This is a genomic window from Rouxiella sp. T17 (genome assembly GCF_036663475.1).
Taxonomy (GTDB): Bacteria; Pseudomonadota; Gammaproteobacteria; order Enterobacterales; family Enterobacteriaceae; genus Rouxiella.
On the sequence record NZ_JAWUEA010000026.1, the window covers coordinates 24,385 to 39,156 of the forward strand.

Below are 14,772 nucleotides of genomic sequence, written 5' to 3' on the forward strand. Positions count from 1 at the left end.
TGTGCGCCTTTTTTATTGCCCGTCTTACTGCCTATAAACAGGAAAGAGTTTAGCTCTTGGCCTGTAAATCAAGCTGATAGATGGCGAAGCCGACAGCGTCAGTGCCTTTGATTGCCATCGGATATTGCCCCTGCGTACTGATAAACTGCGCCGCTTTAGGGTCTGGCGAGGTTTCAAAACGGATATCCAGCGGCTGTTTCGAGACAATTGGCGCGAGCCGCCAGTTATTGTCGGCGCTTGGCGTCACCGCGCCGTGCGCCTTGGTTTCTGCGCTGATGTAGGCCGCGAGCACGGCGCGATTTTCGTCAGGCGAGGCGAAGGCGATATGTTTGTCGCCGGTGCCCGCAAACTTGCCGCCGTAGGCGCGGTAGTTGTTGGTCGCGACGAGGAACACGGCGTCTGGGCGGACCGGCTTGCCCTGATAGGTCAGATTTTTGATGCGCTCGGCGTCTTTGTGTTGCAGGTTGCAGTCGCCGTCGAAGCGCGCGGGCTGGGTGACATCAATCTGATAATTCACGCCGTCGATCACGTCGAAATTATAGGTGCGGAAGCCGTCCCAGTTGATCAACGACTGTGGTTTGCTATTGTGAATATCTATCTGATTATATTGACCCGCCGAACATTCCAGCCAGTCTTTGACCTCTTGCCCCGTGACTTTCAGCACCACCAGCGTATTCGGATAAAGGTAGAGATCGGCGGCGTTGCGGAAGGTCAGCGGACCTTTTTCAACTTCGACAAAGCTGGCCGGATCGTTTTTACGACCTCCGGCTTTAAACGGCGCGGCGGCGGATAACACGGGCAGATCGGCTAAATCCGGATCGCCCTGAATAAAGTGTTCGGTATAGGCCTTTTGCGCGTTATTGACGATCTGCACGGTCGGATCGTCTTGCACCAGCGATAAATAGCTGTACATGTTGGCGGTCGATTTGCCGATCGGCTGGCTAACAAATTCGCGGGTGGCGTTGTGATCCGCTTCGAGCACTTTTACCAGTGCCGAGTCTTCTGCCGCCAGCGATTTTTTTGCCGCCTTGTCATAAATCGGCCGCGCCTCGGCTTTTGCCTGCGTGACTTTCCAGCCACCGCCGCTGTTATCCAGCACTAAATCCACCACGCCAAGATGATCGCCCCACATGCCCGGCATCACGGCGGGAATACCGTTTAAGGTTCCCTGTTTGATATCAGCCCCTTTTATATTGGCAAATTCCGCGCTCGGGAATACCGCGTGCGCGTGACCAAACATAATGGCGTCGATGCCTTTCAGCTGGCTGAGATAATAGACCGAGTTTTCGGCCAGCGTTTTATACGGCTCGGCGGAAAGGCCGGAGTGGGGGATAGCGACAATAATGTCCGCGCCCTGTTTGCGCATCTCGGGCAGCCATTTTTTGGCGGTTTCGGTGATATCCGCGACAGTAACTTTGCCGTTAAGATTAGCTTTATCCCATACCATAATCTGCGGCGGCACAAAGCCGATATAGCCTATTTTCAGCGTCTGAATTTTGCCTTCGCTGTCGGTAACTTGAAGAGGTTTGATAATAAAGGGTGTGAACAGCGGTTTACCGGTTTTATCGTCAATGACGTTGGCGTTGATATACGGAAATTTGGCACTGGCTAACGCTTTGTGTAAATAATCCAGCCCGTAGTTAAATTCGTGATTACCTAAATTGCCCACGGCGTAATCCAGCGTATTCATGGCTTTATAAACCGGATGTACTTCACCTGTTTTTAACCCTTTGGCTGCCGCGTAGTCACCCAGCGGGCTGCCCTGAATAATGTCGCCGTTGTCGACCAGCACCGAATTTTTCACCTCCTTACGCGCGGCTTCAATCAGGCTGGCGGTGCGCACTAAGCCAAACTGTTCGGTCGGCTTGTCCTTGTAATAATCGAAATCCATCATGTTGCTGTGCAGGTCGGTGGTTTCCATAATGCGCAGATCGACGGTCGCGGCCTGCGCCGATCCAGTTAATACCAGCAGGGCGATCGCAGAAAGTTTAAGGTGGCGCGTAAGCATGACAGTGGCTCCGTCTGTGGGAAATAGGCGATAAACACGACAGGTATCTCAAAAATATTAGAAAATGTAACCCGCTGTCACTAACAATTGTGATCTCGACCGATTTTCACCCCTCAAACCCACGGCAATCTCCTTTGTGGCCAGCAATTTACTTCGTGGCAAACCCCGTACTTCGTAGTAAGCGATTTACTTCATGGAAAAAGGTTGCGATCGGCCTTGGAAAAACTCTTTTGAAATTAATTCATTATCAGAATGGGAATAGGAGATAGCTATTCCGGCCAAAAAAAACTAGGCTTTCTCTATGAAAGATTCTATTCAAGATAATGTCTGAATTCAGTTCTCGAGGTGAAGCTATGTTGGAACAAATCTGCCAACTCGCGCGTGATGCAGGCGACGCGATCATGAAAGTCTACGACGGCGAACAGCCGCTTAACGCACGACAGAAAAACGACGATTCGCCTGTTACGGCCGCGGATCTGGCGGCACATGAGGTGATCAAAAAAGGATTGCTGGCGCTGGATCCGGCGACGCCGCTGCTGTCGGAAGAAGATCCCCCGGCGTGGGCGATTCGTCAAACCTGGAACCGTTTCTGGCTGGTCGATCCGCTCGACGGCACCAAAGAGTTTCTTAAGCGCAACGGCGAATTCACCGTTAATATTGCGCTGATTGAAGATGGGCATCCGGTGATGGGCGTGGTTTACGTGCCGGTGACGGGCGTGATGTATGCCGCCGCCGACGGCAAAGCGTGGAAGGAAGAAAACGGCCAACGCGTTGAAATCAGTGCTAAAGAAGCGCATCCGCCGCTGGTGGTGGTGAGCCGTTCACACAGCGACGATCAGGAATTGCAGGATTATCTGGTGCAGCTGGGCGAGCATCAAACCGTGACGATTGGTTCGTCGCTGAAGTTCTGTCTGGTGGCGGAAGGCGCAGCGCAGCTTTATCCGCGCTTCGGGCCGACCTCCGTGTGGGACACCGCCGCAGGTCACGCGGTGGCGAGCGCGGCGGGTGCGACGGTTACCGATTGGCAAGGCCAGACGTTAACTTACACGCCACGCGAATCGTTCCTGAATCCGGGTTTCCGCGTGTCGCTGTTCTAGTATCCGCTATTTCCATTCGCTGAAAAACAGGAGTAAAAGTGCCAGCGCGCGCTTTACTCCTTCTTCTCTTAATTCTCCTTTTTCCCTTTATTCTTTCACCAGCTGATTCACCATCTCAATTACCTTTCCGACCTCAGCCGGCGTTAATGCTCCCTCTTTGGCGAATCTCACCGTGCCGTTTTTATCCAATACTACGATGGCCGAACTTTTGCTTTCTAGCTGCCAGGCTCGACGCACCGCGCCGTTTTCATCGACGACAATCTGCGACCACGGAAACTCTTTCTTGCCGCCTTCGATGCTATTACGAACAAACATTCCCGTGCCGATAATGGCGTCGTCCGTGTTGATAATCGTGGTGGTTTGATAGCGGTCGCGCGGCAGATTGTCTTTCCTTATCGCCTCGATCAGCGGCTCATTCATTTCACGTGCGCTCGTGCGTCCGGCCAGGTGCTGCACAATCCGCACCTTGCCCGGCAGTTTGGCACTGTTCCAGCTGCTGTAGCTGAATTCGCCGCTGCGATAGTTAAGCTCGCCCTTATCTTCGACGCCGACGGGCGCCACGCGATTTCCGATTTCAAAATTGTGGGCTGTAACCATAAATGGCATCAATAAGCAGGCTATAATTGATAAAGACTTAACGAGCATGGTTTCTCCTGTTAATTCCACTTAGGGAGGTGACTTGTTGTTTGAAGCAGTCTGTCTTTCAAGCATAGAGTGCATTAACTGGTCTGTCCTGTTGGGCAGCAAGTAATGTGCAGTCCTTAGCAGAAATTTGGATTTTGTCTGATAGTCGCGGGAGGTAAACTACGTAAAATATCGCGCTGTAATATTCGATACATATTGAAGGGATATACTGCACCGCGATAGGGATAAGACGATTGGTATCGTCAATCGATGTAAAGGTAGTGAAATATAGGGCTACGGACTGGCTAAACGGGAACTGAGTGCTATCTTTGGAGTCTACTCAGCGTATTAGTAGTAGAGCTCGGACAATCTTTAGTAGATTCGAATCCGAGTTAGCGAGATACATAAGGGAGAAAAGAGAAACAATATGAAGATTTTCCAACGTTATAACCCACTGCTGGTGGCGAAATACGTGAAAACGCTGTTCAGAGGCCGTATTTATATTAAAGACGTCGGCGCATTCGAGTTCGATAACGGTAAGATCCTGTTGCCAAAAATTCGCGACAAGCGCCATTTCAGCGTGATGTCCGAGGTGAACAAGAAGGTTGTTCATCTCCAGCTAGAAGCTTAATAAGAAGCTCCGCACACTTTTTATAACGGCTATATGCTAACTGCCTAAAGAGTGTGACATCCAATAAAAAAGGCCGCCAGACTGAGAAGTCATTGAGCGGCCTTTTTTGTGCCCTGATTTTGTAATCTACATTATTAATTTATGATTCAAATTAATTTAGGATTCAAAAACAGGGGCTCAGGCTATCAAGCCTGCTTCTCTTCGCCAGATAAAGGCAGCAGCGAAGCCAGCGGTTTATCGGTAATTCGCGTCACCAAGAGCTGGTCGATTTTATAACTGTCGATATCGACCACTTCAAATTTGAAGCCCGCGAACTTGACGAAATCGGTACGTTTCGGGATTTTACGCAGCATAAACATCATGAAGCCGCCAATGGTTTCATAGTTGCCGGACTGCGGGAAATCTTCAATGTGCAGCACGCGCATCACGTCTTCGATAGGCGTACCGCCCTCGATGAGCCATGAATTTTCGTCGCGTGCAACAATCTGCTCTTCCATGCCCTGACCGACGAGGTCGCCCATTAGCGTCGTCATCACGTCGTTAAGCGTAATGATGCCCACCACCAGCGCGTATTCGTTAAGAATTACTGCAAAGTCTTCACCCGCCGTTTTAAAGCTTTCAAGCGCTTCGGAGAGGGTGAGCGTGTCGGGCACAATCAGCGCCGAGCGAATCTGCAAGCCGCTGCTCAGCATCAGGCTTTGATTGCCCAGCACGCGATTCAGCAGGTCTTTCGAGTCGACGTAGCCAACGACCTGATCGATTTGCCCGTCACAGACCAGGAACTTGGAGTGCGGATGAGTAGAAATCTTGTTCTTGATGCTCTCTTCGCTCTCGCGCAGGTCGAAATAGATGACACTTTCGCGAGAGGTCATGGAAGAGGGCACGGTGCGCGATTCGAGCTCGAAAACGTTTTCGATAAGCTCGTGTTCCTGCTTGCGCAGCACGCCCGCAAGCGCACCGGCTTCTACAACCGCGTAAATATCGTCGGAGGTAATGTCGTCGTTACGCACGGTCGGCAGCTTGAACAGGCGGAAAATCACGTTGGCCAAGCCGTTGAAGAACCAGACCATCGGGCGGCAGATGAACAGGCAGAAACGCATCGGGTTGACTATCCGAACGGCAACAACTTCGGGTGAAATCATACCGATGCGCTTCGGTGTCAGGTCAGCAAACAGAATAAACAGGCTGGTGACTAACACGAATGAGCAGATGAAACTTATCTGGTCGGCCAGTTCGGGCGACAGAAACTTCTCGAAGAATAGTTTGAACACGGGAGAGAACGCGGCGTCACCGACGATACCACCCAAAATGGCGACGGCGTTGAGGCCAATCTGTACCACGGTGAAGAACAGTCCAGGCGTTTCTTGTAACTTGAGTACACGTGCGGCGTTGATGTTTCCTTCATCTGCCAAAAGTTTAAGTTTGATTTTTCGGGAAGCGGCCAGCGAAATCTCCGAAAGGGAGAAAAATGAACTGATCGCGATGAGTAAAAGAATCAGTAAGATACTGTTTAACATAGTCTATCCGTTTAACACCGGCACTAAAGCCGACAGGGAAAGGTAATTCGTTTGGTATTGTTAAAAGAGAAATCACAGGTAAGTGATATAAGCCAAGATAACAGCAAGAAACGTATTTACCGGGCCGCGAATGCGGCCCGCATAGTATAGCAGTGGCAGTGAGGGAATCGCCACTGCTGAATCTCTAGCCGTTTTAAGCGCTTTGACCTACGCTTTTATCTCAACCCTGCAATTGAGGAGGCAAGCAGACGCCAATGCCGCCCAATCCGCAGTAACCTTCCGGGTTTTTGTAGAGGTATTGCTGGTGGTCATCTTCGGCATAGTAAAAAGGCAGCGCCTCGCTGATGTCGGTGGTGACAGTGCGTGCGTCACCGGCGTCGTGCATCGCTTTCTGGAAACGAGCTAGACTCGCCTCGGCGGCCTTTTTCTGCGCGTCACTGAGCACGTAAAGCGCGGAACGGTATTGAGTCCCGATGTCGCCGCCCTGACGCATCCCCTGCGCGGGGTCGTGATTTTCCCAGAAGATTTGCAGCAGCTGCTCGTAGCTGACGACGGCAGGGTCGAACACCACGCGCACCACTTCCGCATGGCCGGTCTGGCCGCTGCACACTTCACGATAGGTTGGATTCGGCGTGAACCCGCCCGCGTAACCGGCGGCCGTGCTGTAGATGCCGTCGAGCTGCCAGAACAGGCGTTCAACGCCCCAGAAGCAGCCCATGGCAAAGATGGCGACCTGCATGTTGTCGGGAACAAAGGTCATCGAATGACCGTTTACAGCATGAAGTGTGGCAACCGGCATCGGGGTTGTGCGTCCAGGTAACGCCTCTTCTTTACTTATCGCCTGAGATTTATCCGAGAGTTGTACCACGTAAGGCTCCACTAAGTTTATTCAAAAGTTGTTGGTTGTATCTGGGTGTGTCTTTGCACACAATAGCATCTTATGCACATCGGCCTTTCCCAGCGATTTGGATAACTATTTTAACAGGATAAATGATACATAGCAGGAGAGCTTGTGCCACGATACCGTGAACTTTGTATGTTAGCCGTCCTGCTGGCGCCCTCTTTAACTTATGCGGCCAAAGTGAGGCTGCAATTGGAAGGACTTACCGGGGATCTCCAGAAAAACGTTCGCGTGCGCCTCTCTTCAATTGGAAGTGACGAGGTGGCTGCCGACGGCCGTTTTCGCGCACGGGTCAGTGACGCCATTAAACTCGGGCTTCGGCCATTGGGTTATTACAATCCCACCATCGATTTTGATTACGTGCAGACGCCGCCACCAGGCCGACCTGTATTGATCGCCAAAGTCGCGCCCGGTACGCCGGTAAAAATCGCCGGTACCCGCGTGACGATTGAAGGGCAGGCCAAGAGCGACACCGAATTTGAAGCCCTGCGTAAATCGCGCGTGCCTGCCAACGGCACCATTCTCAATCACGGCACCTACGACGGTTTTAAAAGTTCGCTGAGTGGCCTCGCGCTGCGCAAAGGCTATTTTGACGCCGATATGCGCAAGAGCCAGCTGGGCGTGATTGAAGAGGAACATCAGGCGTTTTGGGATATCGATTTCGACAGCGGCCAGCGTTACCGATTCGGCAAAGTCGATTTTCAGGGCGCACAGATTCGCAATGACTATCTGCAAAACGTAGTGCCTTTCCATGAGGGCGACTACTACAGCTCGACGCAGCTGGCTGAATTAAACCGTCGTTTAGCCGCCACCGGCTGGTTTAACTCTGTCGTCGTGTCACCCGATTTTGACAATAAAACCGCCAAAGCAACTAAAACGCTGCCGCTGGAAGCCGTGGTGACGCCGCGCACCCGCAACACGCTGGAGCTGGGCGGCGGTTATGCCACCGACGTCGGACCGCGCGTCAAGGCCGACTGGAAAAAACCGTGGCTCAACGATCGCGGTCACAGCCTCGAGACCTCGGTCAGCGTCTCCGCGCCTGAACAAACGCTGGATCTCAGCTACAAAATCCCGCTGCTAAAAGATCCGTTACAGCAATATTATCTGGTGCAGGGCGGTTTCAAGCGCGAAGACCTCAACGACACTAAATCCGATTCCAGCACCGCCAACGTGGCGCGTTACTGGGACAGCGACAGCGGCTGGCAGCGCTCCGTCAACCTGCGCTGGAGTCTGGACCACTTTACTCAGGGCACCGTGACCAACACCACGATGCTGATTTATCCGGGCGTAACCGTGAACCGCACCCGTTCGCGCGGCGGCTTAATGCCGACGTGGGGTGATTCGCAGCGCTACTCGCTGGACGTTTCCGACACTACCTGGGGTTCTGACATCGATTTCGCCGTAATTCAGGCGCAAAACGTCTGGATCCGCACCCTCGCCGACAAACATCGCTTTGTGGTGCGCGGCAACGTGGGCTGGATTGAAACCAACGATTTCGAGAAAGTCCCGCCTTCGCTGCGCTTCTTCGCCGGGGGCGATCGCAGTATTCGCGGCTATAAATACAAGTCGATTTCACCGAAAGACAGCGACGACAAGCTGACCGGTGCCTCCAAACTGGCGACCGGTTCGGTGGAATATCAGTACAACGTGACCGGAAAATGGTGGGGCGCGGTGTTTGTCGACAGCGGCGAAGCGGTGAATGACATTGCCAAAAGCAATATCAAAACCGGTACCGGTGTGGGCGTGCGCTGGGAATCTCCCGTCGGCCCGATCAAGCTGGATATCGCGGCACCCGTGGGCGATCAGAATGAACACGGCCTGCAATTTTACATCGGCTTAGGTCCGGAATTATGAGTTTGCTTAAAAAGATCTGCCTGACAATCTTGATTATCTTGCTGCTGCTGATAGGCGCGGTGGCGTTTTTAGTGGGCACCCAAACCGGCCTGCATCTGGTTATCAACGGCGCGCAGCGTTTCGTGCCGGGGTTGTCCATCGCCAGCGTCGACGGCGGCTGGCGTAGTCTGACGCTCAAAGGTGTCGCCTATCAAATGCCGGGCGTCGATGTGAAAGCGGGTGAGTTTCACCTTTCTGTCGATTTGACCTGCTTCAAGAATAAATCACTGTGCATCAACGCGTTGCGTGCGCGTGACGTCAACGTCGCGGTGCATACCAATGAAATGACGCCGTCGACCGCGCCCGAGCCTGAATCCAGCGAGCCGCTGACTAATCTCAGCACGCCGTATCCGATTTTCCTCAAACTGCTGACGCTCGATAACGTTAACGTCGCCATCGACGATCGCAATATTTCGCTGGCGCAGTTCCGCACGGGCGTGGAGTGGAAGGACAGGGCGGTCACGCTGCTGCCGACCAAGCTCTCCGGTTTGCTGATTGCGCTGCCGAAAACGCCGCAAAATCCGCTGCCGCCGGTGGTGCAGGCCGCGCAGGAGAAGGCGGTCGCGACGGTTAAAGAGAAGTTGACCGGCCAACCGGTTGAAGCAGCCAATGCGGCAGAGGCGCGTAAAAAAATTGAAGCCGAGCCTCCGATTGGCGAGACGTTAAAAGCGCTGTTTGCCAAGCCGCTGCTGCCAGCGCTGCCTGACTTCCAGCTGCCGCTTGATCTCACCGTGCAGCAGTTTAGCGGTGATAATCTCAGAGTGACCGGCGACAACGATCTGCTGATCAATCGCCTGCTGTTAAAAATCACGACGCAAAATCAGCAGCTTAAGCTCGACAATCTCGAAGTGCGATCGCCGCAGGGCTCGATCGACGGCGTGGGGCAAGCGCAGCTGACCGGCACGTGGCCGGTCGACATGACGATTAATACCACCGTAAATATCGATCCGCTGAAAGGCGAGAAGATAAAACTGACGGTCGGCGGCGCGCTGCGTGACAAGCTGAAGATGGGCATTAATCTGTCGGGTCCGGTTCGCGCCCAGCTGGCCGCGCAAACCGAGCTGGCGCAAATTGGCCTGCCGCTCGATTTCAACCTGCAAAGCGAGGCGCTACAGTGGCCGCTGACCGGCACGCCGCAGTATCAGGTGAAAGGCTTGAACCTGAAACTGAGTGGCAAGGCGACGGACTACGCGCTTTCCCTGCGTTCGAGCTTTACCGGCGAAGGTGTGCCGCCGGCGTCGTTAACGCTGGACGGCAAAGGTAATCTCGAACAGTTCAACCTGACGCTGATGCGTCTGGCCGCGCTACAGGGCAATACGGATCTGACCGGGATTGTGGACTGGAGCAAGGCCGTGAGCTGGAATTTACAGCTGGCGATGAAGGGCATCGACACTGCCAAACAGTGGCCGGACTGGCCAGCCAAAATTCAGGGCAAAATCGTGACGCGCGGCAGCCTGTATGGCGGCACGTGGCAGGTGCAAGTCCCGACGCTCGAGCTTGACGGCAACGTGAAGAAGAATCTGGTCAAGGCGCGCGGCAATCTGCGCGGCAACAGTTATGGCCAGTGGGATATTCCACAGCTGCATCTTGAGCTGGGTCGCAATAATGTCGACGTTAAAGGTAAGCTCAGCGACAAGTGGGCGCTGGATGCCAACATCGACGCCTCGCATCTCGATGGCGCGCTGCCGGGTCTCGGCGGCGTGGCGAACGGCAGGGTGCAGCTGCGTGGCGACCTCAAAGCGCCGCAGGTGCTCGCCGACCTGACAGCCAGCAATCTGCGCTGGCAGGCGATGAGCGTCAGAAGTGTCAACGTTAAAGGCGACGTCACCTCCACCGACCAGATTCAAGGCACGCTGGCGGTAAAAGTGCAGCAGCTCAAACAAGACGCGCTGGATATCAGCGACATCACGCTGAACGCCAAAGGCAATGAAAAGCAGCACCAGCTAACTCTAAATATTACGGGCAAGCCGGTGGGTGGGCGTCTGGCGCTGAATGGCAGCTTTGATCGCAAAACCCAGCAGTGGAAAGGCACGCTGAGCAACACGCTGTTTGATACGCCGGTGGGCGATTGGCGGCTGACGCAGCCTATCGCGCTGAGCTATTTCAATACCGAGCAGCGCGTGACGATTGGTCCGCACTGTTGGCAGAATCCTAACGCCAACCTGTGTGTGCCGACCACGATAAATGCTGGCGCCAGCGGGCAGGCAAGTGTCGTGCTCAACCGTTTTGATCTGGCGATGCTCAAGCCGTTCCTGACCGATGATACGAAGCTTTCCGGCCAGTTTAGCGGTAAGGCAAACGTCGCGTGGAAAGCCACGGGCGGTCTGCCGGACGCTAGCGTGTCGCTGGTGGGTAAAGGCGTGAAGGTGCAGCAGCTGGTGCAGGGCAATCCGCTGCCAGTGTCGTTTGATACGCTTAACCTTAACGCAGCGCTGCAAAACGGTCGCGCCAACCTTGACTGGCTGATCAAGATTGCCAATAACGGCCAGCTCGACGGCAAACTGCAAATCGCCGATCCGTTAAATAATCGCAATCTCAGCGGCAATATCAACATTACCCGTATCTCGATGGCGCTGTTGCAACCGGCCTTGATGGACGGCGAAAAGGCTTCCGGCATGCTTAATGCCAATCTGCGGGTCGGCGGCAATGCCAAAGCGCCGCAGGTTTATGGCCGTCTCGCGCTGTCCGACGTCGATTTCGATGCGCAATTTATGCCTTTCGATATCACCAATGCCAACCTGAATATCAACTTCAACGGCATGTCTTCGCTGCTCGCGGGCGTGATTCAAACGGCGCACGGCCAGTTGGCGTTAAACGGCAATGCTGACTGGAGTCAGCCGAATAACTGGCGGGCGCGTATCGCTGCGAAGGGGGAAAAGGTCAGGGTATCGGTTCCACCAATGGTTCGGCTTGATGTCTCGCCCGATCTAGTGTTTGATGCTACACCGCAAGCTTTTGCGTTGAACGGTAAGGTCGATATTCCCTGGGCGCGCATCACGGTTCAGGAATTACCCGAGAGTGCAGTGGGTGTCTCGTCTGATGAAGTCATGTTAAATGAACAGCGTCAGCCGATCGCGCCAGCTTCTACTTCTATACCGATCAACACCAATCTTGTGGTGAACATTGGGGATGATGTTCGACTCGATGCCTTCGGCCTGAAAGCGCGTCTCAAAGGCGCACTGAAAGTGGCGCAGGATAAGCGCGGGCTCGGATTAAACGGCCAGATTGATATTACATCGGGTCGTTTCCATGCTTACGGACAGGACCTGATCGTCAGGAAAGGCCTGTTGCTGTTCTCCGGTCCGGCCGACCAGCCGCTGCTGAATTTCGAGGCGATCCGTAATCCGGAATCGACCGAGAATGACGTCGTGGCAGGTGTGCGAGTAACCGGTGAAGCCGATGCGCCGAAGCTTGAAGTCTTCTCCGACCCGACGATGTCGCAGCAGGAAGCGCTCTCCTATCTGTTACGCGGACAGGGGCTCGACAGCTCGGGAGCCGACAGTAGCGCCATGACATCCATGCTTATCGGCATGGGGGTTGCACAAAGTGGCAAACTTGTGGGTAAAATCGGTGAGGCATTTGGTGTCAGTAATTTGGCGCTCGATACGCAGGGCGTGGGCGACAGCTCGCAGGTGGTGGTCAGTGGGTATGTTCTTCCCGGGCTGCAGGTAAAATACGGCGTGGGTATCTTTGACTCGCTGGCGACCCTGACACTGCGTTATCGTTTGATGCCTAAATTGTATCTTGAAGCGGTGTCTGGCTTGGACCAGGCATTAGATTTGCTCTATCAGTTTGAGTTTTAACCATGCGAATAATTGTCTACGGCAGTTTACGACGCAAGCAAGGTAATAGTCACTGGATGACAAACGCTCAGTGGTTGGGTGACCACGAGCTTGACGGCTATGCCCTGTATGATTTGGGGCATTATCCGGCAGCGGTTCCCGGAGAGGGAAAGATCTACTGCGAAGTTTACCGCATCAACTCATCCATTATGGCTGAGCTTGACGAACTGAAAAGTAACACCAAGGATTATCGTCGAGAGCTAATCTCTACACCTTATGGTAGTGCATGGATTTATCTTTATATTCGCCCGCTGGAAGGCGTGGATCGGATTGAAGGTGGCGACTGGCTCAACCGTATTAAAAAAGTAGAGAAGTGAGAATAAAATAAAGGTCGTCTTAGTCATAAAAAAACACCGCCTGAATGGGCGGTGTTTTTTTTCGCTATAACCAAATTTTTGCTACGACCAAACGGTCAAGCAGACTTATTTAGCTTTGGCGCGCTCGAAAGAGGTCACGATTTCAGCTTTTGCAGCTTCTGCGTTATCCCAGCCTTCAACTTTAACCCATTTGCCTTTTTCCAGCGCTTTGTACTGCTCGAAGAAGTGGGTGATTTGGCCGCGCAGCAATTCTGGCAGATCGTTCACATCTTTGATGTGATCGTATTCTTTGCTCAGCTTGGTGTGTGGAACTGCAACAACTTTCGCATCTTCGCCAGATTCGTCGGTCATTTTCAGCACGCCAACTGGACGGCAGCGAATAACGGAACCAGGCTGCAGCGGATATGGAGTTGGAACCAGCACGTCAACCGGGTCACCGTCTAAAGACAGGGTGTGGTTGATATAACCGTAGTTGCACGGGTAGAACATCGCGGTTGACATGAAACGGTCAACAAAAAGTGCACCGGTATCTTTATCTACTTCATATTTGATTGGATCGGCATTGGCCGGAATTTCGATAACAACATAGATATCTTCTGGCAGGTCTTTACCAGCCGGTACATTAATTAAGCTCATTGTTGGTTTCCTTTATTGAACCAGAAATGGAGTGCCGCACATTATAGCCAACTCCGACAGGAATTCCTGCCTTTTCATCGACAGCTTTATCTTAAAAGCGTTTAACTAAAAACAAGACGGGGCGGCATTACGCCACCCCGTGATTAGGGTACTTGGAAGTAACTTAGCAAACAGCCTGCAGGGTTTTTATTCGTCAGGATACTGTTTGATAAAGCGTTCGGCATCTTCAACCATGTCGCAGTTGCCCACGAAGAAAGGTGCGCGCTCGTGCAGTTTTTGCGGCACGATATCCAGAATACGGTTAATCCCGTCGCTTGCCTTGCCGCCCGCCTGTTCGGCCAGGAACGCCATCGGATTACATTCGTACAGCAAACGCAGCTTGCCCTGAGGATGGCTCGCGGTGCTTGGGTAAATGTAGATCCCGCCTTTCAGCAGATTGCGGTGGAAGTCGGCGGCCAGAGAGCCGATATAGCGTGAGGTATAAGGACGACCTGACTCTTCATCCTGCTCCTGACAGTACTTGATGTATTTCTTAACGCCTTTCGGGAATTTGATGTAGTTCCCTTCGTTAATGGAATACATGTAGCCTTTTGGCGGGAACATGACTTTTTCATGGCTCAGGCAGAACACGCCGAGTGACGGGTCATAGGTAAAGGCGTGAACGCCGGCACCCGTGGTGTACACCAGCATGGTTGAAGAACCATAAACCACATAACCTGCCGCGACCTGCTGACTGCCCGGTTGCAGGAAGTCCGCTTCGGTAACTGGCTGACCCAGTGGCGAAGTACGGCGATAAATGGAGAAGATGGTGCCGACGGAAACGTTAACGTCGATGTTCGACGAACCGTCCAGCGGATCCATTAAAATGACATATTTCGCATTGTTGGCGCGTTCGCCGTCGAAGATAACAATTTCGTCTTCTTCTTCGGAAGCGATACCGGCAATTTCGCCGCGCGCTTTCATCGCTGCCTTAAGCTTTTCGTTCGCATACAGGTCGAGTTTCATCTGAACTTCGCCCTGAATGTTCTCAACGCCGCTCGCGCCCAGTATGTCTACCAGACCTGCTTTATTGATATCCCTATGAATAATCTTAGCACCAAGCTTTATTGCAGACAGCAGTGCAGTAAGCTCGCCCGTTGCATGTGGAAAGTCATGCTGCTTTTCAACAATAAATTCGCCTAACGTTTTCATGATACGTTCCCTGAATCTTAGGATGAGTAACCGATTTATAATAAATCATTTACAGAAGCGAAAGCAGTTTAGCCCAAATATATGGACGGATCATAGGCAAATCCATTTCTTCTGG

Annotated in this window: 11 protein-coding genes; 5 read left to right on the forward strand and 6 right to left on the reverse strand. The window is 53.0% G+C overall.

The features are described from left to right. Window positions 1-49 precede the first annotated feature (49 nt). On the reverse strand, window positions 50-2,008 hold the full coding sequence (locus SC206_RS06760) for a bifunctional 2',3'-cyclic-nucleotide 2'-phosphodiesterase/3'-nucleotidase (RefSeq protein ID WP_332735434.1): 1,959 nt from the start codon (window positions 2,006-2,008) through the stop codon (window positions 50-52). A gap of 353 nt (window positions 2,009-2,361) precedes the next feature. Here SC206_RS06760 and cysQ point away from each other — a divergent pair, with 353 nt between their 5' ends. Beyond that, on the forward strand, window positions 2,362-3,105 hold the full coding sequence (gene cysQ, locus SC206_RS06765) for a 3'(2'),5'-bisphosphate nucleotidase CysQ (RefSeq protein ID WP_332735436.1): 744 nt from the start codon (window positions 2,362-2,364) through the stop codon (window positions 3,103-3,105). A gap of 87 nt (window positions 3,106-3,192) precedes the next feature. Here cysQ and SC206_RS06770 read toward each other — a convergent pair whose 3' ends face one another. Beyond that, on the reverse strand, window positions 3,193-3,750 hold the full coding sequence (locus tag SC206_RS06770) for a YtfJ family protein (protein WP_332735438.1): 558 nt from the start codon (window positions 3,748-3,750) through the stop codon (window positions 3,193-3,195). Window positions 3,751-4,156: 406 nt separating this feature from the next. Here SC206_RS06770 and SC206_RS06775 point away from each other — a divergent pair, with 406 nt between their 5' ends. After that, window positions 4,157-4,360, forward strand: coding sequence for a DUF1107 domain-containing protein (locus SC206_RS06775; RefSeq protein WP_332735440.1), 204 nt, complete (start codon window positions 4,157-4,159; stop codon window positions 4,358-4,360). Between the two features lie 185 nt (window positions 4,361-4,545). Here the strand turns inward: SC206_RS06775 and SC206_RS06780 are convergent, their stop codons facing one another. Together SC206_RS06780 and msrA are read right to left on the reverse strand one after the other, a co-directional pair. Then, complete coding sequence (locus tag SC206_RS06780) at window positions 4,546-5,877, reverse strand: hemolysin family protein (protein WP_332735442.1); 1,332 nt, start codon at window positions 5,875-5,877, stop codon at window positions 4,546-4,548. Window positions 5,878-6,097: 220 nt separating this feature from the next. Continuing rightward, window positions 6,098-6,745, reverse strand: a complete 648-nt coding sequence (msrA, locus tag SC206_RS06785) for a peptide-methionine (S)-S-oxide reductase MsrA (protein WP_332735444.1) — start codon at window positions 6,743-6,745, stop codon at window positions 6,098-6,100. Between the two features lie 168 nt (window positions 6,746-6,913). On the opposite strand from msrA, the gene tamA reads away from it, so the two are divergent. The 3 genes from tamA to SC206_RS06800 are packed head-to-tail and all read left to right on the forward strand — an operon-like array spanning window position 6,914 to window position 12,830. Then, window positions 6,914-8,632, forward strand: coding sequence for an autotransporter assembly complex protein TamA (gene tamA / locus SC206_RS06790; protein ID WP_442976049.1), 1,719 nt, complete (start codon window positions 6,914-6,916; stop codon window positions 8,630-8,632). Beyond that, window positions 8,629-12,474: an autotransporter assembly complex protein TamB gene (tamB, locus tag SC206_RS06795; protein ID WP_332735448.1), complete on the forward strand. Its 3,846-nt coding sequence runs from the start codon at window positions 8,629-8,631 to the stop codon at window positions 12,472-12,474. Before tamA ends, tamB begins: the two co-directional genes overlap by 4 nt. A gap of 2 nt (window positions 12,475-12,476) precedes the next feature. Next, complete coding sequence (locus SC206_RS06800) at window positions 12,477-12,830, forward strand: gamma-glutamylcyclotransferase family protein (RefSeq protein WP_332735450.1); 354 nt, start codon at window positions 12,477-12,479, stop codon at window positions 12,828-12,830. Window positions 12,831-12,935: 105 nt separating this feature from the next. Here SC206_RS06800 and ppa read toward each other — a convergent pair whose 3' ends face one another. Beyond that, window positions 12,936-13,466 (reverse strand): inorganic diphosphatase, encoded by a 531-nt coding sequence (gene ppa, locus SC206_RS06805; protein ID WP_332735452.1) that lies wholly within the window; start codon window positions 13,464-13,466, stop codon window positions 12,936-12,938. A gap of 186 nt (window positions 13,467-13,652) precedes the next feature. After that, on the reverse strand, window positions 13,653-14,657 hold the full coding sequence (gene fbp / locus SC206_RS06810) for a class 1 fructose-bisphosphatase (protein WP_332735454.1): 1,005 nt from the start codon (window positions 14,655-14,657) through the stop codon (window positions 13,653-13,655). Between the last annotated feature and the right edge of the window lie 115 nt (window positions 14,658-14,772).

Coding starts and splice junctions, on each gene's coding strand:
- SC206_RS06760 (WP_332735434.1), bottom strand. CDS start 2,008: ATGCTTACGCGCCACCTTAAACTTTCTGCGATCGCCCTGCTGGTATTA.
- cysQ (WP_332735436.1), top strand. CDS start 2,362: ATGTTGGAACAAATCTGCCAACTCGCGCGTGATGCAGGCGACGCGATC.
- SC206_RS06770 (WP_332735438.1), bottom strand. CDS start 3,750: ATGCTCGTTAAGTCTTTATCAATTATAGCCTGCTTATTGATGCCATTT.
- SC206_RS06775 (WP_332735440.1), top strand. CDS start 4,157: ATGAAGATTTTCCAACGTTATAACCCACTGCTGGTGGCGAAATACGTG.
- SC206_RS06780 (WP_332735442.1), bottom strand. CDS start 5,877: ATGTTAAACAGTATCTTACTGATTCTTTTACTCATCGCGATCAGTTCA.
- tamA (WP_442976049.1), top strand. CDS start 6,914: ATGTTAGCCGTCCTGCTGGCGCCCTCTTTAACTTATGCGGCCAAAGTG.
- tamB (WP_332735448.1), top strand. CDS start 8,629: ATGAGTTTGCTTAAAAAGATCTGCCTGACAATCTTGATTATCTTGCTG.
- SC206_RS06800 (WP_332735450.1), top strand. CDS start 12,477: ATGCGAATAATTGTCTACGGCAGTTTACGACGCAAGCAAGGTAATAGT.
- ppa (WP_332735452.1), bottom strand. CDS start 13,466: ATGAGCTTAATTAATGTACCGGCTGGTAAAGACCTGCCAGAAGATATC.
- fbp (WP_332735454.1), bottom strand. CDS start 14,657: ATGAAAACGTTAGGCGAATTTATTGTTGAAAAGCAGCATGACTTTCCA.